This is a genomic window from Streptomyces yamdrokensis (assembly GCF_053890455.1).
Genome location: NZ_CM132679.1, coordinates 4,783,011 through 4,802,179 on the forward strand (window position 1 = coordinate 4,783,011; position 19,169 = coordinate 4,802,179).

A 19,169-nucleotide genomic window follows, 5' to 3' on the forward strand; every position below is an offset into this window, starting at 1 on the left:
GACCACCTCGGACGCGGCCGCTCGCCCCGCCCGTACGGTGCGGTGCCGCACCGGGCCGGCCGGGTCGTGCCGGGCGGCTTCGGCGTGCGGTCCTGCGGGGCGGCCGGTTGCCGCGGATGCGGGAGCGTGTCGGGACTGGGCAGGTGTCAGGGCCGGGCGGCCGGGTCCAGTTCCGCCAGCATCGCGGCGCGCAGGCGCAGCGTCGTGACCAGCCGTTGGAACGCCTCCGACCAGTAGCCACCGGCACCTGGTGAGGCGTGCTCCGGCTCGTCCGGTACGGCCAGGAACGCATCGAGGCGGCTCGCCTCCAGGGGATCGAGGCAGCGCTCGGCCAGGCCCATGACGCCGCTGAAACTCCATGGGTAACTCCCCGCGTCGCGCGCGATGTCGAGTGCGTCCACCACGGCCCGGCCGAGCGGCGGCGCCCACGGCACCGCGCACACACCGAGCAGCTGGAACGCGTCCGGCAACCCGTGCGTCCCGATGAACCCCGCCACCCACCCGGCCCGTTCGGCGGCATCGAGCGTGCCGAGCAGCTTGGCACGCTCGGCCAGGGACACCGCCCCCGGGCCGCCCGCCTCCGCGGCGGAGGGCTCGCCGAGCAGGGCCTGCGCCCACTCGGCGTCCCGCTGACGCACCGCCGCGCGGCACCAGGCCGCGTGCAGCTCGCTCCGCCAGCCGTCCCCGACCGGGAGGGCCACGATCTGCAGCGGCGTACGCCCGCCGAGTCGGCGCGACCATGTGCCCAGCGGTGTCGCCTCCACCAACTGCCCCAGCCACCAGGACCGTTCACCCCGGCCCGCGGGAGCCTTGGCCACCACACCGTCCCGCTCCATGCCCGCGTCGCACTCGTGCGGCGCCTCGACGGTGAGCATGGACGCATCCCGGGTGTGGTCGACGGCCACGCACGCCCCGGCCCGGACCGCCATGCGCTGCGCGAGGGCCGAGCCGGGCAGTGCCGACAGCAGTTCGGCGGCCGTCGCCCGTACATTGCGGCTGCGGTCGGCGAGCGACTGCTCCAGGAACGGCTCGTCGTCCGGGCCGAGGCGGGTGCGCAGCGAGTCGAGGAACATCAGCCGGTCCTCGGCCCGCTCCGTGGCCCAGGTCGTCGCGAGCAATTCGCGTGCGGCGGCGGGCTCACGGGAACGCAGGGAGGAGAGCAGCGCGACCCGCTCCGTGAAGAGACCCTCCTGCCAGAGCCGCAGGACTCTCTCCGTGTCCCCGGGCCCCGGCAGCGACGTGCCCCCACCCGGCGCCGAGCGCAGGGCGAACCGCCAGTCCGGGTTGAGGCGGGCCAGCCACAGGCCTCGCGGGCCCGCGAACCGCAGGGCCGCCGGCCGCAGATCCGTACGCCCCCGCGCGGCGTCGAGCAGCGCGGGCAGCGCCGGCGGAGGAGCCGCGAAACCATGGGCGTTCGCCGCCGCGAGCCACTGGGGCAGCAGCTCCATCAGATCCGGTGCGGCGCCCCGGCGGCCGCTGCCGGACGAGCCGGAGCGGTCGGTGAGCAGCATCGTCAGCCGGCGGACGGCGGCGGGCGGCAGCTCGGGACGCAGGTCCTCGGGCGCCGGCCGGGGACGCTCGGCCGCCCCGGCGGGACGTAGCCCGGCCCGACGCCGTACGGTCGCCACGGCCGCCGCGTCCAGCAGGGCCACCGGGGCGTCCGCACCGGACGCGGAGCCCGCCGGAGTGCGCCGGTCGGTGCCCAGCAGGGCGGTGGTGACGAGCTCCTCCCAGTCGTCGGGGAGAGACGAGGCCGGCGGGCCCGATCCGCCGGACGGGGTCGCGGCGGTGGAGATCCTGCTCATCACATTCCTTTCCGTCGGACGTCCGGCAGCGGCTCGGAAAGCCTCGCGTATACCGCGTATACCGCGTATACCGCGTATACCGCGTATATCGCGTATACCGCGATGCCCGGGGAGCGCAGAGGGTGGCGGGGGCGGAACGGTGGGTCGGTCAGCACAGGGGGACCACCTCGCCCGGCCCCGCCGGCCAGGCCGACAGCGGAGTGAATCCCCGGTGGCCGCACTCACCGAAGACCTTGACCGGCGCGCCGCCCGAGAGGGCGACGAGACGCCACAGGCCGGGGCGGGAACACGCGGCCGGCGTGAGCGGCAGGGCCGCGTCCGCGTCGGCGTCGGCGAGCTGCCAGGAGTCGCCGTCCGGAACCGGTATCACCCGGTCCAGGGTCACCGGCACCGAATCCAGCCAGGGATCGTCGCGCAGCGCGTCGCCGTACCGGGCGGCGGCCAGGGGAGTCGTCGTCCCGGGAGGCCGCTCGGCCGTGGGGGCGGGCGGCGCGAACCGCTCGCCCAGCGCCGCCCGGACCTGCCCCGCGCCCGGATAGGCGGACAGCTCCGCGTCCAGTGCCAGCCCCACCGGCAGCGCCGGTTCGGGGGCACGCCCCGCTGCGCCGTAGGAGAGGAGCAGCGACGTACGCCCCGACCGGGTGCCGTACAGCCAGATCCGGCGGGTCGTCAGGCGCGCGTCCGCCGTGTCGTACTGGGCGAGCACCAGCCAGCGGTCGCGCACCGGCGGACCGTCCGCCGAGGCAGGCAGGCCGACGCGGGAGCGGACCGTCGCGGCCAGGCCCTCCGGCAGCCGCTCGCGGCGCAGCCAGCCCTGATCGAGGAGGTGGAGCAGCGCGCACTCCTCCAGCAGCCGCACCGGCCAGCCCGGACCCGTGCCCGGGATCGCCCCCAACTCGCGCACCCTGGCGGCCAGTCCCTGCGCCTGCGCGTCGACCATCCGGGCCGCCGTCTCCTCCCACAGGCCGTACCCGGACTGCTCCGCCGTGGCCAGTCCGCCGCGGAGCAGGTCCGCCAGCCGCTGCTCCAGCTCCGACGCGCCCGCTGTGACCCGCTCGGCGCGCCGCTCCGCCCTGCGCCGGGCCGCCTCCGGATCGGCGGGCCGGGACGAGGGACCCGACGGAGGGGCCGCGGTCCTCTTCTGTTCAGCGCGTTCGCGTCTGCCCTCGATCCACCCACCGGCCCACTCCGGCACCTCCGCCCGCGGCACGGCCCTTTCGTCGCCCGCCCAGAGCAGCAGCAGACCGAGCGCGTGCTTGCACGGGAACTTACGACTCGGGCAACTGCACTCGTACGCGGGCCCGGAGACGTCCGCGAGGTCGACCACCGTCTGATACGGCTTGCTGCCGCTGCCCTCGCACAGCCCCCACACCGCCCCCTCGCCCGAACTGCCGGCCCCGGACCACGGCCCGGCCGCGCCGAGCCTGCTTCCCGCCTTGCGCGACGCGGTGTCGGGTGCCAGGGCCAGCACCTGGTCCGCACTCCAGCGCACCCCCTGCTGAGTCATGCCATCGAAGGTAGGCCCCACCACTGACAATCACTCCGGAGATGGCGTTCGCCCAGGTCGAAGCGATTGTCAGTGGTGTGGTGCACGGTGGTCACCAGATCCGAACCGGCCGAGCTGGAGGGGGACTGCGCCATGACTGTCTCCGTAGAACCGACATCCGTCGACCCGCGGCAGAACGGCTCCGAGCCCCTGCCCGCGGCCGAGGTCCTGCGGGCGCACGCCGAGGACGCCTTCGCCGCCGAACTCGCCGCGCTGGCCGCGCAGGACGACCGTCCGTGCCCCGCCCGGTGGAAGCTGTCCCCGTGGGCCGTCGCGACCTACCTGCTCGGCGGCACGCTGGCGGACGGCACCGTGATCACACCGAAGTACGTGGGCCCGCGCCGCATCGTCGAGGTCGCCGTCACCACCCTGGCCACCGATCGCGCGCTGCTCCTCCTCGGTGTGCCCGGCACCGCGAAGACCTGGGTGTCCGAGCACCTCGCCGCCGCGGTCAGCGGCGACTCCACCCTGCTGGTCCAGGGCACCGCCGGCACTCCGGAGGAGGCCATCCGCTACGGCTGGAACTACGCCCGGCTGCTCGCCCACGGACCCAGCCGCGACGCCCTCGTACCCAGCCCCGTCATGCGGGCGATGGCGGAGGGGATGACGGTTCGCGTCGAGGAACTGACCCGTGTCCCGGCCGATGTCCAGGACACGCTCATCACGATCCTGTCGGAGAAGACACTGCCGATTCCCGAACTGGGCCAGGAGGTGCAGGCGGTCCGCGGCTTCAACCTGATCGCCACCGCCAACGACCGCGACCGTGGGGTCAACGACCTGTCCAGCGCCCTGCGCCGCCGTTTCAACACCGTGGTGCTGCCGCTGCCTCAGACCCCCGAGGCGGAGGTCGACATCGTCTCGCGCCGCGTGGACCAGATCGGCCGCTCCCTCGACCTGCCGGCCGCACCCGACGGCATCGCCGAGATCCGCCGGGTCGTCACCGTCTTCCGCGAGTTGCGCGACGGGGTCACCACCGACGGCCGGACGAAACTGAAATCGCCCAGTGGCACGCTGTCGACCGCGGAGGCGATCTCCGTCGTCACCAACGGTCTGGCGCTGGCGGCCCACTTCGGCGACGGCGTGCTGCGGGCCGGGGACGTCGCGGCGGGCATCCACGGCGCGGTCGTCCGCGACCCGGCTGCGGACCGCGTCATCTGGCAGGAGTACCTGGAGACCGTCGTCCGCGAGCGTGACGGCTGGACGGACCTCTACCGGGCCTGCCGGGAGGCCGGCGCGTGAACGGCAGGGGGAGCGCGGCGCCTCGGGAGCCGGCGTGCCCGCCCGGCGAGGCATCGAGGGGGGCGGGGACGGCATGGGAGACATGAGCGACGTGGACCGGCCCGGTGGCGGCCGGGGAACGGGACCGCTGCTGCTCGGAGTGCGGCACCACGGTCCGGGGTCGGCGCGGGCGGTGCGGGCCGCGCTGGAGGAGACCCGGCCGGAGGCCGTCCTCGTCGAGGGCCCACCCGAGGCGAACGAGCTGATTCCGCTCGCCGCGGACGAGGACATGCGTCCGCCGGTCGCTCTGCTCGCCCATGCCGTGGACGAGCCCGGCCGCTCGGCGTTCTGGCCGCTCGCCGAGTTCTCCCCGGAGTGGGTCGCGATCCGCTGGGCGCTCGAACACGGCGTCCCCGCCCGCTTCATCGACCTGCCGGCCACCCACGGCCTGGCCTGGAGGAGGGCCGAGGAGGCGGACTGCGGTCCTGAGGACCGCGAAACGGTGGACGGGAAGCGGGCGACCGGTGCCGACGCGGGCGCCGATGCGCGGATCGATCCGCTCGGAGTGCTGGCCGAGGCAGCCGGGTACGACGACGCCGAGCGCTGGTGGGAGGACGTCGTCGAGCACCGGGGCACAGGGGAGAAGGGCGAGGCACTCGCACCGTTCACCGCCCTGGAGGAGGCCATGACGGCGCTCCGGGAGGAGTACGGAAGCGGCGGACACGACCGCGATCTCGTCCGTGAGGCGTACATGCGCCTCCAGATCCGGGCGGCGCAGCGCGAGTTCGGGGGCGACCCGGCCGTCGTCTGCGGCGCCTGGCACGTGCCCGCGTTGAGGCGGAGGACCACTGTCGCCGCCGACCGGGCCCTGCTGAAGGGGCTGCCGAAGGTCAAGGCGGACATGACCTGGGTGCCGTGGACGAACCGCAGGCTCTCCCGCTTCAGCGGATACGGCGCGGGCATCACCTCGCCCGGCTGGTACGGGCACCTGTTCGGCGCGGTGGACCGGCCCGTCGAGCGGTGGATGACGAAGGTGGCGGGGCTGCTGCGTGCCGAGGACCGGATTGTGTCCCCCGCCCACGTCATCGAGGCGGTGCGGCTGGCGGACACGCTCGCCGCGATGCGCGGCCGGCCCCTGCCCGGACTGGGCGAGGCGACCGACGCGGTCCGGGCGGTGATGTGCGAGGGCTCGGACGTGCCGCTGGCGCTGGTGCACGACCGGCTGATCGTCGGGGACGTGCTGGGGGAGGTGCCGGCGGCGGCGCCCGCGGTGCCCCTCCAGCGGGACCTCACGCGGACCCAGCGCAGGCTGCGGCTGAAACCCGAGCCGACGGAGCGCGAGCTGGAACTCGACCTGCGCAAGGAGACCGACGGGGAGCGCAGCAGACTGCTGCACCGGCTGCGTCTGCTCGCCGTGAACTGGGGCGAGCCGGCGGCCTCGTACGGGAGTACGGGCACCTTCCGGGAGACCTGGCGGCTGCGCTGGGAACCGGAGCTGTCCGTGCGGGTCGCGGAGGCCGGGATATGGGGGACGACCGTCCGCGCCGCCGCGACCGCCAGGGCAGAGGCGGACGCCGTCGCCGCACAGGGCCTCGCCGACGTCACCGGGCTCGCCGAGCGCTGCCTCCTGGCAGAGCTGCCCGACGCGCTGCCGACGGTGATGCGGATACTCGCCGACCGCGCGGCCCTCGACGCGGACGTCGGTCATCTCGCCCAGGCCCTGCCGGCCCTGGTCCGCTCGCTGCGCTACGGCGATGTGCGCGGTACCGGCTCCGGGGTGCTCGCGGAGGTCGCCGCCGGGCTGGCGGAGCGGATCCTGGTGGGCCTGCCACCGGCGTGTGCCGGCCTGGACGCGGACGCCGCCGACGAGATGCGCGGTCACCTCGACGCCGTGCACGGCGCGGTCGGCCTCCTCGGCGACGCACCCGCGCCGGGCCACGGCGACCTGCGTGTCCGCTGGGCGTCGGTGCTGCGCACGCTGGCGACGCGGGACACCGTGTCCGGGGTGATCCGGGGACGGTCCGTCCGCCTGCTGCTGGACGACGGGGAACTGGCGCACGACGAGGCGGCCCGGCAGATGGGGCTGGTGCTGTCGTCGCCGGGTACGGCGCCGGCGGACGCGGCGGCGTGGATCGAGGGCTTCGTCGGCGGCGGCTCGGGCGGCGGCCTGCTCCTCGTCCACGACGAGCGGCTCCGCGGACTGCTCGACGCGTGGCTGACGGGCGTGCCGGCGGAGGCGTTCACGGACGTACTGCCGCTGCTGCGGCGGACGTTCTCGGCGTACGAGTCCGGGGTCCGGCGCACGCTGGGCGAGCTGGTCCGGCGCGGACCGGGGACGCCGCGCGGCCCGGCGACCACCGGTTTTGGAGCACCCGGGTTCGCGGCCGGCCTCGACACCGCTCGCGCGGACGCGGTCCTGCCCGTGGTGCGGCTGCTGCTCGGCCTCGACGAGGACCAGGCCGCCGCCCGGGGCGGCGAGGACGGAGGGGCCGCGCGTGCCGGCCTGGTGGGTGCGGCGCGATGACCGGCGTACGGGTACGGCAGCAAGGCGTACAGCCGCGGGACGCGCGAGCCCAGGACACACGGGTGCAGGACGAACACCCCGGACCGAAGGACGACGGGGCGAAGGACGACGGGGTGAAGGGCCACGGCACGGAGGACCACAGCAAGAGGGGGGACACATGCCGGCTGCGGTGACGGACACGGAGCGGGAGCGGCTGCGGCGGTGGCGGCTGGTACTGGGCGGGGGCGCGGCGGACGGCACCGGGTGCGGCCTGTCCGGGCAGGACGCCGCCATCGACGGAGCGCTCACCGCGCTCTACGGCAGGGGGGACGGGCCGCAGAAGGGAGGCAAGGAGCGGTCGGGGCAGGAGCGTTCGGCGGGGCTGGGGGCGTCCGCGCCGTCGGTGGCGCGCTGGCTCGGGGACATCCGGACCTACTTCCCGTCCTCCGTCGTCCGGATCATGCAGCGCGACGCCATCGACCGGCTGGGGCTCGCCACCCTCCTCCTGGAACCGGAGATGCTGGAGGCGGTAGAGGCCGACGTCCACCTCGTGGGCACTCTGATGTCGCTCAACAAGGCGATGCCGGAGACGACGAAGGAGACGGCACGGGCCGTCGTCCGCAAGGTTGTCGACGCGCTGGAGAAGCGGCTCGCCACCCGCACCCGGGCCGCCCTCACCGGGGCCCTGGACCGGAGCGCCCGCGTCAGCCGGCCCCGCCACCACGACATCGACTGGAACCGCACCATCGCGGCCAACCTCAAGCACTACCTCCCCGAGTACCGGACGGTCGTGCCCGAGCGGCTCATCGGCTACGGGCGCGCCGAGCGGACGGTGAGGAAGGAGGTCGTCCTCTGCATCGACCAGTCCGGGTCGATGGCGGCGTCCGTCGTCTACGCGTCGGTGTTCGGAGCGGTCCTCGCGTCCATGCGGTCGATCGACACGCGGCTGGTCGTGTTCGACACGGCGGTCGTCGACCTCACGGACCAGCTCGACGACCCCGTCGACGTGATCTTCGGGACCCAGCTCGGCGGCGGTACGGACATCAACCGGGCGCTGGCGTACTGCCAGTCGCAGATCACCCGGCCCGCGGAGACGGTGGTCGTACTCATCAGCGACCTCTACGAAGGGGGCATCCGCGAGGAGATGCTCAAGCGGGTCGCGGCGATGAAGGCGTCCGGGGTGCAGTTCGTGACGCTGCTGGCGCTGTCCGACGAGGGGGCGCCCGCCTACGACCGGGAGCACGCGGCCGCCCTCGCCGCGCTGGGCGCGCCGGCGTTCGCCTGCACACCCGACCTGTTTCCGGAGGTGATGGCCGCAGCGATCGAGAAACGTCCGCTGCCGGTACCGGACCCGGGGTGAGGAGGGACGAGAAGAGAGGGAGGGTGGTGACGATTTGTCGATCTGTCGTCGTCCGGCCCGGATCGGCAAAAGCGGATATGACGGTCCGTCGGTCCATCGGGGCTTGCGCGGCCTCGGGAGTGGCGTGCGAGGATCGACGCCGCTCGGCGCCTGAGGCGTCGGCGTTCTCCTTGTGCCGCTTGTATCGCCGTCTCCGAGGAACGTTCCTTCCTTGACCCGGTCCGCAGTCCTGCCCGGTGCCGCTCTGCGCGCGACGCGCACGGTGACCGGCAGGTGTGCGCTGCACCTGGTGCTTCTGGTGGGTGCGGTGTTCGTCCTCGGGGTGCTGTGCGGAGAGCGCGCACGGGCGGCGGACGATGAGCCGGTGAGGACGCCCTCGGTGCCGCCCCGGCTTTCCTCCGTTGCCCCCTCTCCTGCCTTTTCTGCCCCTTCGTCCTCTCCTTCCTCTCCTTCCTCCGTTGCCGGGGCCGTGGTGTCGGTGGTGGACGGTGTCCGGGCGGGGGCGAGTGCTGCGACCGGGCGGTCCGACGGTCCGGGCACGGCGCCGGGCGGGCGGCCGACGGATTCGGACGAGCAGAGCGGCACGCCCGGTTCCGATACCGCTCTCGACCCTCGTCCCGAGCCGGTCCGTCCCGCGAAGCCCCATCCGGAGGGATGCCCTCCCCGAGGGCATCCCTCCGGAGGCGGGGCGTCCTCCAGGCAAGGGCAAGGGCGTGGTCCGGGCGGTGGGTGAGCGGGTCGTGACCCCGGCCGTTGACCGGCTGGGCGGGCTCGTCGCGGGTCTGGCCGAGGCGCCCGGGAAGGCGCTCCCGGCGGCGCCCCCGCCGGCTCTGCCGGCCCTGCCCGGTCTCTCGTGGCCCGGTGTGCCGCAGCCCGCGCCACTCCCCGATCTCCCGCCACTCCCTGATCTCCCGGTGTCGCCGGGATTCCCGGGGCTGTGGGACCTGCTGCCGGTCACCCTGCCGGCGCCGCTCACGTTCGGCCCGCCGATGGGCGCCGGGGCCTCTCGACAGGCGGCGCCCGCTCCTCAGCCGAAGCCGAAGCCGAAGCCGAAGCCGGAAACCTCCGCGTCACCGGCCGCAGGCCGGCCCGGAGCGGCGGAGGCCGCCCCGTACGGCCCGCACCACGGAGGCGCCGGGATCGGCGCAGAGGCGTACGGCACCTGGCCGCACGACGGAGCCGACGGCCGCGGGGACACGAGGACCGTGCCGCACACCGAGCCGGCGGCCCCCGCTCCTCACGCTCCCGGCGAAAGCCCGGACGGCACGACGGGCCACCGCACCGCCGCCGGCCACGGCACCCCGCGTCACGGTGACACCCCGGCCGTCACCGTGAGCCCCCGCCTTCGCCCCCTGCTCGCCCCCGGCGCCGCCGCGCAGGCCGAAGCGGCCGACACGCGGGACCGGCACCGGGACGTCCCCGTCTCCCCCGCATAGGCCCGCCCGCGACGGGCGGGACGCGCTCCCCGGACGGGCCGGGCACGGCCATGCCCGTCCGGGGCCGTGCCCGGGACCGTGGCCCCGTCCGCAGGGCCTCCCCCCCCCGCCCCCTCCGGGTACGGACACCCGAGCCCTGGACCTTCCAGCCGCCCCCCGAGTCGTCCGTACGCCGCGTACGCCACGTGGATCACACGACTAACCTGACTCGCGAGTAATAAAGGCTTCACGGGGCATCCGGACATGGACGGGCCGAACGCCATCGGCCCGTCCGGCCGTAAACCCGTGGATGAGGTGGCCTGCCCCATTGGGGTGGGAGCCGGCCACCCCGCACCCCGAAGAGCGGGAACGTTCCCGCCCCGCCGGGTGCACGGCGGGCCTCACCGGGCCAACCCCAGCCCGGTGAGGCCACTCACTCGTGGCACTCTGTGTCACCGAATCAGACATCATGTGACAGGTATCACCGCTCAGGTGTGACCCCACGATTTCGGGAGGCCTCGCAACCGGCGATAGCCTGCGAGATGGACATGCCGCGCGCTCGGACACCGTGTGCGCTCCCCTTGTGACACAGCGGACGTCGTCACGTTGCCCTTCGCGGCACGCCCACGCATCCAACGAACCGCGAGATCACTGATAGGGACGGAAGCGCGTGGACCTGTTCGAGTACCAGGCGAGGGACCTCTTCGCCAAGCACGATGTACCGGTGCTGGCCGGTGAAGTCATCGACACGCCTGAGGCGGCGCGCGAGATCACCGAGCGTCTCGGCGGCAAGTCCGTCGTCAAGGCGCAGGTGAAGGTCGGTGGCCGCGGCAAGGCCGGTGGCGTGAAGCTGGCAGCAACCCCGGACGAGGCCGTCGCCCGCGCGACGGACATCCTCGGCATGGACATCAAGGGCCACACGGTCCACAAGGTGATGATCGCCGAGACCGCTCCGGAGATCGTCGAGGAGTACTACGTCTCCTTCCTCCTCGACCGTGCCAACCGCACCTTCCTCTCCATCGCGTCCGTCGAGGGCGGCGTGGACATCGAGGAGGTGGCGGCCACCCGTCCGGAGGCCGTCGCCAAGACCCCGATCGACCCCAACGAGGGCGTGACCCCCGAGAAGGCGCGCGAGATCGTCGAGGCCGCGAAGTTCCCGGCCGAGGTGGCCGGCAAGGTCGCCGACGTCCTCGTCACGCTGTGGAAGACGTTCATCGCCGAGGACGCGCTCCTCGTCGAGGTCAACCCGCTGGCCAAGGTCGCCTCCGGTGACGTCCTCGCCCTCGACGGCAAGGTGAGCCTCGACGACAACGCCGAGTTCCGTCACCCCGACTTCGAGGCGTTCCACGACAAGGCCGCGGCCAACCCGCTGGAGGCCGCCGCCAAGGAGAAGAACCTCAACTACGTCAAGCTCGACGGCGAGGTCGGCATCATCGGCAACGGCGCGGGGCTCGTGATGAGCACCTTGGACGTCGTCGCCTACGCCGGTGAGGCGCACGGCGGCGTGAAGCCCGCCAACTTCCTCGACATCGGCGGTGGCGCCTCCGCCGCCGTCATGGCCAACGGCCTGGAGATCATCCTCGGCGACCCGGACGTCAAGTCCGTGTTCGTCAACGTCTTCGGTGGCATCACCGCCTGCGACGAGGTCGCCAACGGCATCGTGCAGGCGCTGCAACTGCTCGCGGACAAGGGTGAGGAAGTCACCAAGCCGCTGGTCGTGCGCCTGGACGGCAACAACGCCGAACTGGGTCGCAGGATCCTCTCGGACGCCAACCACCCGCTCGTGCAGCGCGTGGACACCATGGACGGCGCGGCCGACAAGGCCGCCGAGCTCGCGGCTGCGAAGTAAGGGACGAGGGACAGAACAGCCATGGCTATCTTCCTCAACAAGGACTCCAAGGTCATCGTCCAGGGCATGACCGGTGCCACGGGCATGAAGCACACCAAGCTCATGCTGGCCGACGGCACGAACATCGTCGGCGGTGTGAACCCGCGCAAGGCGGGCACCTCCGTCGACATCGAGGGCAACGACATCCCGGTCTTCGGCACGGTCGCCGAGGCGATGGAGAAGACGGGTGCGAACGTATCCGTCCTCTTCGTACCGCCGGCGTTCGCGAAGGCCGCCGTCGTCGAGGCCATCGACGCCGGGATCCCGCTCGCGGTCGTCATCACCGAGGGCATCGCGGTCCACGACTCGGCCGCGTTCTACGCGTACGCCGTGTCGCAGGGCAACAAGACCCGGATCATCGGCCCGAACTGCCCCGGTCTGATCACCCCGGGCCAGTCGAACGCCGGCATCATCCCGGGTGACATCACCAAGCCGGGCCGCATCGGCCTGGTCTCGAAGTCCGGCACGCTGACGTACCAGATGATGTACGAGCTGCGGGACATCGGCTTCTCGTCGGCCGTCGGCATCGGTGGCGACCCGGTCATCGGCACGACCCACATCGACGCGCTGGCCGCGTTCGAGGCCGACCCCGACACCGACCTGATCGTGATGATCGGTGAGATCGGCGGCGACGCCGAGGAGCGGGCCGCGGCGTACATCAAGGAGAACGTGAAGAAGCCGGTCGTCGGCTACGTCGCGGGCTTCACCGCGCCCGAGGGCAAGACCATGGGCCACGCCGGCGCCATCGTCTCCGGTTCGTCCGGTACCGCCCAGGCCAAGAAGGAGGCCCTCGAGGCCGCGGGCGTCAAGGTCGGCAAGACGCCGACCGAGACGGCCAAGCTGGCGCGCGAGATCCTCGCGGGCTGATCAGCCGCAGAACACGGATGGGCCCGTTCCCCCTCCAGGGGAACGGGCCCATCGTCGTTTTCGGACGCGGGACCGGGATCGGAAGCCGTACCGGGACCGCGGCCGGGTCCGTCAGCGCGACTGCGGTGCCAGCCGCTCCGGGCCGTGCAGCAGTTCCTCGCGGAGCTTGGTGCGCAGCTCCCGCTCCTTGCCCGAGAGGGGGCCCGGCGCCACCCGCGGCGGTACCCCCTGGACCGTCTCGCCGGGCGGCACCGGCGGGTCGTACCGTGTGGGAGCCGTGCACAGGGTGAGTGCGGTGGCGCCGATCAGGGCCACGGTGAAGGCGATGGCGGCCCGGGTCCGGAAGCGGGCTCTGCGCTCGCTGCCGTCGCGTACCTCCGGCGGTTTGGCGGACCGGAGGTGTTCGGTGGCGGCCAGTTCGGCCAGCCGTCGGTGCAGCACGAGCGGATCCGACAGTTCAGGCAGCCGGGCCGCGAGGGTCGCGTGTGCGTGCAGCAGGCGGCTCGCGGTCGCGGGCGTGCTCGCCTCCGTCTCCGCCGCGGTCTCCGGCAGGTCGAGGCCGACACCGTCGTAGAGCACGAGCGCACGGCGGTGCGGCGGCGGAAGGTGCAGCAGGACGTCCAGCAGCGCGCGGTCGAAGGGCTGCGAGGGCGGTGGCTCCGGGTGCCGGTGGCGGGGCCGGAACCGGTGCCACGGGGCGAGCGCCCACTCGTACGCCGCCGCGCGCACCCAGCCGGCCGGGTCACGGTCGCGGGCCACCTCGGGCCAGCGCTCCCAGGCGAGTTGGAAGGCCCGCTCGACCGATTCACGAGCCAGATCGCGACGGCCGGACAGCAGATAGGCCTGTCGTACGAGCGCCGGGGCGCAGAAGGCGTACAGCGCGTCGAAGGCCTGAGCGGGCGTCAGGGCGGCGGGACCGACGGCCTCCTCCAGGACGGAGCAGGAGGGCTGTCCCCGGCTGGTCCGCCCGGCGGCCGAACGCGTGGAAGGCTCGGCCGGACTCCTGGGGATCTCGGGGGAGTCGGCCGAACCGGCCGACTTCGTCGGCTCGGTCGGGGTGAGGGGCCCGGAGGATGTGAGGGGTTCGGTGGGTCCGGGATTCGCCGGGGTGGCGGTGGTGGCGGTGGTCAGCAGCTTCGCGTACGCCTCCCCCTTCCGGCCGCGCGGTGCGGTGCGGCCGGACTCCCACGCACGCACCGTCTGGCGGCTGACGCCGACCCGCCGGGCGAGCTGAGCCTGTGTCAACGAGCGGGACTCGCGCAGACGTCGGCGTTCCTCGGGCGGGGGGAGGGGGATGACAGGGCTCCGCGTCACAGGACGCCCCTTCGTGCGAAAAAGTACATAAACGTATATTGAGCGACACGGCGGCCCTTCGCCTGTTACGCGGGGAAAGCGCGTGTCGTTGGGAGCATGGCGGGTGTGATCCAGACGACCACCCGCCGAACGAGGCCGTCCCTCCTGCTCACCCGGATGCGCGACCGCTCGCCCGGACTGGGCCCCTCCCTCCTCGGCGGCGCCCTCGCGGCCGGGCTCGGGCTCGCGGCGTTCGCCATGCTCGTGATGCTGCTGTGGATCAGCTCGCCGTACCCGGACAGCGGACCCGACGGCGCGCTGAGTGTCGCGGCGGCGCTGTGGCTGCTGGCGCACGGTGCCGAACTGGTCCGCACCGACACGCTCTCGGGTACGCCGGCTCCGCTCGGTGTCCCGCCGTTGCTGCTGCTCGCGCTCCCGGTGTGGCTGCTGCACCGGGCGGCCCGCGACGCCACCGACGGGGGTGCGTCGGACGCGTCGGAAACATCGGACGCCCTGGGTGACGCCCCGCTCGTCCACGGTCCGACGGCCTGGGCGGGCGTCGTCCTCGGCTACCTGGCCGTCGGCACGCCCGCGGCGCTCTACGCCGCGGGCGGTGCGCTGCGGCCGGCGTGGGCGTCGGCGGGCGTGTGCGTGCCGCTGGTCGCGGCGGTGGCGGCGGGCGTGGGGGTGTGGCGGGCGTACGGCTGCCCCCGCGGGCCACTGGAACGGACGGTGGGGGCGCTGCTGCCGCGGGGCGTACGGCATCTGCTCCTCGGCCCGGACGGACGCCTAGGAGTCGCCGCGCGGGCGGCGGCGGCCGGGACGGCGGTGCTCGTCGGTGGCGGGGCGTTGCTGCTGACGGTGTCACTGCTGTGGCACGGCGGCGAGACCCAGGAGGCCTTCCTGCGGCTGACGCAGGGGTGGTCGGGGTGGCTCGCGCTGCTGCTGCTCGGCGTGGCCCTGCTGCCGAACGCCGCGGTGTGGGCGACGGCGTACGCCCTGGGGCCCGGGTTCCTCCTCGGCGCCGGCCATGCCGTGACTCCGCTCTCCGCCACGCCGCCTCCGTCGCTGCCCGCGTTCCCGCTCCTTGCGGCGGTGCCGGACGCGGGAGCCGGGACGCCGGCGAACTGGGCGGCCGTGGCCGTGCCGTTGGCGGCCGGGGTGGCGGCGGGGTGGTACGTCGCGCAGGGGGCCACGACGGCCGGGCACCCGGCGGAGCCCGGAGGCGGGCGGCCGGGGCGGGAACCGTACGCGCTCTGGTCGCGGGGCCGGACGGCCGGTGTCGCCGGAGTCGCGGCGGTACTGTGCGCGGCCCTGCTGGCACTGTTCGCCGCGATGGCGGGCGGGCCGATGGGCGTCGCCGCGTTCTCCCGGTTCGGGCCGGTGTGGTGGCAGACGGGGGCCGCGACGCTGGTGTGGATCGGGCTGGTGGCCACGGCGACGGCCCTGCCGGTACGGGCCTGGCGGTGCCGCACGCCCCAAAGCGAGCGGGCGGAGCAGGCGCCGAAGAGCGCGGACGAGGAGGCGTGGGCAGGGTTGCGGGCGGCTGCGAGGGCATGGGTGCGGGCGGCCGCGAGGACATGGAATTCGAGGATCGGCAGCCCGCGCCGGGGGGTGCCGGAGGGCGGCGCCGGCGCGACGGCGGACGGCCGACGGAGCCGGGACGCCACCGACCCCCTACGACCTCCTCCCGACGGACCCCGCCCCCGGCCGGGGTGCCCTCAGCCGTGACCTTTCCGGCGGGAGCCTTCCCACCGCTCCCGAAACCCCGAAGCCGCCCCCAGCCCGTAGGGCTGGGGGCGGCTTCGGAAAGCGGGGAGCCGGGGAGCCGGGGCACGCTGCCGGTCGGCTCCCGGCCGACCGGCTGTCAGCCGGCTCTCACTCAGCCGTCCCGAGCAGGTTCTGGAGCTCGTCCGGCAGGAGGTCGTCGCAGGACTCCTTGGACTGCTGGGTGAGGGCGTCGTTCGTGCACGTGTAGTAGTCCTGGTAGACCATCTGTGCCGTGAAACTGACGGCGACCAGGATGAGCGCCAGGGAGGCCGTGACCAGCCCGCTCACCGCCGCCGTGGTCTGCGGACGGCCCTTCTGGGGCCGGCCCGTCTGCGCGGGCGGCGCCGGCGAGTCGGGGTCGGACGCCGCGCGGGGCTTGGCCCGCAGGGCGCTGACGGCCCAGTGCACGGCGAGCGCGCCCAGTAGCAGCGCGACGTACGGCCAGCCGAACAGGGCGAAGAAGAAGGCCCACATTCCGGACAGCAGGGCGTAGCGCGCCCGGCGCTGGGCCGGATCCGTAGGGTCCCAGCGCGGGCCGGGGCTCTGGGGGCCGCCGGCCCCGCCACCGCCCTGCCCCTCCGGGCCGCGCGGGCGATCACCGAAGCCGCCGGAGGAACGGCCGGGCTGCCGATCGCTCCACCGCCCGCCCCAGAGGGAGCGGCCGCCGTCCCCCTCGCCGCCACTGTCACCGCCCTCGTCGCCGGACGGGCGGCGGGGCTGCCAGGGCCGGTCGGGAGTCCCCTCCGGTGGCGGAGCGAACGGATTGTCCTCCTCGGAGCGACGGCGCCCGTCGCCGTCGCCGCCCTCACCCCGGGGTGGCTCGGGCGTCTCGGGCGGCGAGGCGGGGCGCTCCCGCAGCAGCACGGCGCCACGCTCCCCTCCCTGCGCCGACGGCTGGGGGAACGTGAGGAATCGCAGGCTGCGGTCCGGCATCAAGTGAGCGTCTTCCCCTTAATCAAGTCAATCAACAACTGCTACGGCTGCACCGGGCGAGCTGGAACGTGTGCGGCCCAGCCGGCGCGTGCCCGTCCGCTCTCCGGCCCGGGAGCCTCGTCCTGTGAACGCTTGGTGCGCGGGTGGCGTTCCCGGGTGACCGGTCGTTCCCGGACGTTGCGGACCGGCTCTTCCCAGACGCTACCTTCCGGCCACGCCCCCGTCCCGTGGGGGCCGCCTCATGTGCCGGTATCGTTGCTGGCGGTCGGCCGCTTCGTAGACTTCCCCGTATCCGAGGACGCGAAGCATTCGTATGAATGTACAAAGTGCTGGTCCCCGACCGCACCAGTGCTCCCGAGAAAGGGCCTCACCGTGGCCGCCAAGCCCGTGGCCGAGCGCGTCAGGCGTCTCGTCGTGCTGGTCTCCGGATCCGGCACCAACCTTCAGGCGCTTCTCGACGAGATCGCCGCCACCGGCGCCGAGGCGTACGGAGCCGGGATCGTGGCCGTCGGCGCCGACCGCCCGGGCATCGAGGGGCTCGCCCGCGCCGAGCGCGCCGGGCTGCCGACCTTCGTGTGCCGGGTCGGGGACTACGCCACCCGTCAGGAGTGGGACGCGGCGCTCGCCGAGGCCGTCGCCGCCCACGAGCCCGACCTCGTGGTCTCCGCCGGGTTCATGAAGATCGTGGGCAAGGAGTTCCTCGCGCGCTTCGGCGGGCGGTTCGTCAACACCCATCCTGCCCTGCTGCCCAGTTTCCCCGGAGCCCACGGCGTGCGGGACGCGCTCGCGTACGGCGCCAGGGTCACCGGCTGCACCGTCCACTTCGTCGACGACGGCGTCGACACCGGGCCGATCATCGCGCAGGGCGTGGTGGAGGTCCGGGACGAGGACGACGAGAGCGCGCTGCACGAGCGCATCAAGGAAGTCGAGCGAAGGCTGCTCGTCGAGGTCGTGGGGCGGCTCGCCCGCAACGGCTATCGCATTGAGGGACGAAAGGTAGTTATCCAGTGACCGCCGAGAGCAACAAGCGGGCCATCCGACGGGCGCTCGTCAGCGTCTACGACAAGACCGGCCTCGAGGACCTCGCGCGCGGCCTGCACGAGGCCGGTGTGGAGCTCGTCTCCACCGGGTCCACGGCCGGCCGCATCTCCGCCGCCGGCGTGCCGGTCACCAAGGTCGAGGAACTCACCGGCTTCCCCGAGTGCCTGGACGGCCGCGTCAAGACCCTGCACCCGAAGGTCCACGCCGGCATCCTCGCCGACCTGCGCCTCGACAGCCACCGGCAGCAGCTCGGCGAGCTGGGCGTGGAGCCGTTCGACCTGGTCGTGGTCAACCTCTACCCGTTCCGCGAGACCGTCGCCTCGGGCGCGACGCCCGACGAGTGCGTGGAGCAGATCGACATCGGCGGCCCGTCGATGGTGCGCGCCGCGGCGAAGAACCACCCCTCGGTCGCCGTGGTGACCAGCCCCGCCCGCTACGCCGACGTCCTGTCGGCGGTGAAGGACGGCGGCTTCGACCTCACCACCCGCAAGCGGCTCGCCGCCGAGGCCTTCCGGCACACCGCCGCGTACGACGTGGCGGTCGCCTCCTGGTTCGCCTCCGAGTACGCCCCGGTCGACGAGTCGCAGTTCCCGGACTTCCTCGGCGCCACGTACGACCGCGCGCACACCCTCCGCTACGGCGAGAACCCGCACCAGCCCGCCGCCCTCTACATCTCCGGCACGGGCGGCCTCGCGGAGGCCGAGCAGCTGCACGGCAAGGAGATGTCGTACAACAACTACACGGACACGGACGCCGCCCGCCGTGCCGCCTACGACCACAGCGAGCCGTGCGTCGCGATCATCAAGCACGCCAACCCGTGCGGCATCGCGACCGGTGCGGACGTCGCCGAGGCGCACCGCAAGGCGCACGCCTGCGACCCGCTGTCCGCGTTCGGCGGTGTGATCGCGGTCAACCGCCCGGTCTCCAAGGAGATGGCCGAGCAGGTCGCCGAGATCTTCACCGAGGTCGTCGTCGCGCCGGACTACGAGGAGGGCGCCCTCGAGGCCCTCACCAAGAAGAAGAACATCCGCGTGCTGCGCGCTCCCGAGGCCCCCGCAGCCCCGGTCGAGGTCAAGCCGATCGACGGCGGTGCCCTCCTCCAGGTCACCGACCGCCTCCAGGCCGAGGGCGACGACCCCGCGAACTGGACCCTCGCGAGCGGTGAGGCGCTGTCCGAGGCGGAGCTCGCCGAGCTGGCCTTCGCCTGGCGGGCGTGTCGGGCCGTGAAGTCCAACGCCATCCTGCTCGCCAAGGACGGTGCCTCGGTCGGCGTCGGCATGGGCCAGGTCAACCGGGTCGACTCCGCGAAGCTCGCGGTGGAGCGGGCGGGAGCCGAGCGCGCGGCCGGTTCCTTCGCCGCGTCCGACGCCTTCTTCCCCTTCCCGGACGGCCTGGAGATCCTCACCGGGGCCGGGGTCAAGGCCGTGGTCCAGCCAGGTGGTTCGGTCCGCGACGAGCAGGTCGTCGAGGCCGCGGACAAGGCCGGCGTGACGATGTACTTCACGGGGACGCGCCACTTCTTCCACTGAC

The 19,169-nt window shown here is 73.8% G+C and carries 14 protein-coding genes; 10 read left to right on the top strand and 4 right to left on the bottom strand.

Features of this window, described 5'->3' with window-relative positions:
* Window positions 1-146 precede the first annotated feature (146 nt).
* Together ACWZEH_RS21400 and ACWZEH_RS21405 are read right to left on the bottom strand one after the other, a co-directional pair.
* Entirely contained in the window at window positions 147-1,805 is a 1,659-nt protein-coding gene (locus tag ACWZEH_RS21400) for a DUF5691 domain-containing protein (protein WP_456192728.1), read from the bottom strand.
* 148 nt (window positions 1,806-1,953) lie between these two features.
* A complete protein-coding gene (locus ACWZEH_RS21405) occupies window positions 1,954-3,312 on the bottom strand; it encodes an SWIM zinc finger family protein (protein WP_456192729.1) in 1,359 nt (452 codons plus the stop codon).
* Between the two features lie 132 nt (window positions 3,313-3,444).
* On the opposite strand from ACWZEH_RS21405, the gene ACWZEH_RS21410 reads away from it, so the two are divergent.
* The 7 genes from ACWZEH_RS21410 (at window position 3,445) to sucD (ending at window position 12,602) form a co-directional block, all read left to right on the top strand.
* Window positions 3,445-4,590, top strand: a complete 1,146-nt coding sequence (locus tag ACWZEH_RS21410) for an ATP-binding protein (RefSeq protein ID WP_456192730.1) — start codon at window positions 3,445-3,447, stop codon at window positions 4,588-4,590.
* A gap of 82 nt (window positions 4,591-4,672) precedes the next feature.
* Window positions 4,673-7,093: a DUF5682 family protein gene (locus tag ACWZEH_RS21415; protein WP_456199746.1), complete on the top strand. Its 2,421-nt coding sequence runs from the start codon at window positions 4,673-4,675 to the stop codon at window positions 7,091-7,093.
* Window positions 7,090-7,266 carry a hypothetical protein gene (locus ACWZEH_RS21420; protein ID WP_456192731.1) on the top strand — a complete coding sequence of 59 codons (177 nt, stop codon included), beginning with the start codon at window positions 7,090-7,092 and terminating at the stop codon, window positions 7,264-7,266. Before ACWZEH_RS21415 ends, ACWZEH_RS21420 begins: the two co-directional genes overlap by 4 nt.
* Window positions 7,251-8,432: a VWA domain-containing protein gene (locus ACWZEH_RS21425; protein WP_456192732.1), complete on the top strand. Its 1,182-nt coding sequence runs from the start codon at window positions 7,251-7,253 to the stop codon at window positions 8,430-8,432. The genes ACWZEH_RS21420 and ACWZEH_RS21425 overlap by 16 nt, the downstream gene beginning before the upstream one ends.
* 740 nt (window positions 8,433-9,172) lie before the next feature.
* Window positions 9,173-9,868 (top strand): hypothetical protein, encoded by a 696-nt coding sequence (locus ACWZEH_RS21430; RefSeq protein ID WP_456192733.1) that lies wholly within the window; start codon window positions 9,173-9,175, stop codon window positions 9,866-9,868.
* A gap of 649 nt (window positions 9,869-10,517) precedes the next feature.
* Window positions 10,518-11,696 carry an ADP-forming succinate--CoA ligase subunit beta gene (sucC, locus tag ACWZEH_RS21435; RefSeq protein WP_456192734.1) on the top strand — a complete coding sequence of 393 codons (1,179 nt, stop codon included), beginning with the start codon at window positions 10,518-10,520 and terminating at the stop codon, window positions 11,694-11,696.
* A 21-nt stretch (window positions 11,697-11,717) separates the two neighbouring features.
* A complete protein-coding gene (gene sucD / locus ACWZEH_RS21440) occupies window positions 11,718-12,602 on the top strand; it encodes a succinate--CoA ligase subunit alpha (RefSeq protein ID WP_456192735.1) in 885 nt (294 codons plus the stop codon).
* A 111-nt stretch (window positions 12,603-12,713) separates the two neighbouring features.
* Here the strand turns inward: sucD and ACWZEH_RS21445 are convergent, their stop codons facing one another.
* Entirely contained in the window at window positions 12,714-13,916 is a 1,203-nt protein-coding gene (locus tag ACWZEH_RS21445) for a helix-turn-helix domain-containing protein (RefSeq protein ID WP_456192736.1), read from the bottom strand.
* Window positions 13,917-14,012: 96 nt separating this feature from the next.
* Here ACWZEH_RS21445 and ACWZEH_RS21450 point away from each other — a divergent pair, with 96 nt between their 5' ends.
* Window positions 14,013-15,626 (top strand): cell division protein PerM, encoded by a 1,614-nt coding sequence (locus tag ACWZEH_RS21450; RefSeq protein WP_456192737.1) that lies wholly within the window; start codon window positions 14,013-14,015, stop codon window positions 15,624-15,626.
* Between the two features lie 147 nt (window positions 15,627-15,773).
* Here the strand turns inward: ACWZEH_RS21450 and ACWZEH_RS21455 are convergent, their stop codons facing one another.
* Window positions 15,774-16,598 (bottom strand): MFS transporter, encoded by an 825-nt coding sequence (locus ACWZEH_RS21455; RefSeq protein WP_456192738.1) that lies wholly within the window; start codon window positions 16,596-16,598, stop codon window positions 15,774-15,776.
* Window positions 16,599-16,970: 372 nt separating this feature from the next.
* Here ACWZEH_RS21455 and purN point away from each other — a divergent pair, with 372 nt between their 5' ends.
* Both purN and purH read left to right on the top strand, forming a co-directional pair.
* Window positions 16,971-17,609, top strand: a complete 639-nt coding sequence (purN, locus tag ACWZEH_RS21460) for a phosphoribosylglycinamide formyltransferase (protein ID WP_456192739.1) — start codon at window positions 16,971-16,973, stop codon at window positions 17,607-17,609.
* Window positions 17,606-19,168 (top strand): bifunctional phosphoribosylaminoimidazolecarboxamide formyltransferase/IMP cyclohydrolase, encoded by a 1,563-nt coding sequence (gene purH / locus ACWZEH_RS21465; RefSeq protein WP_456192740.1) that lies wholly within the window; start codon window positions 17,606-17,608, stop codon window positions 19,166-19,168. The genes purN and purH overlap by 4 nt, the downstream gene beginning before the upstream one ends.
* The last annotated feature ends 1 nt before the right edge of the window (window position 19,169 follow it).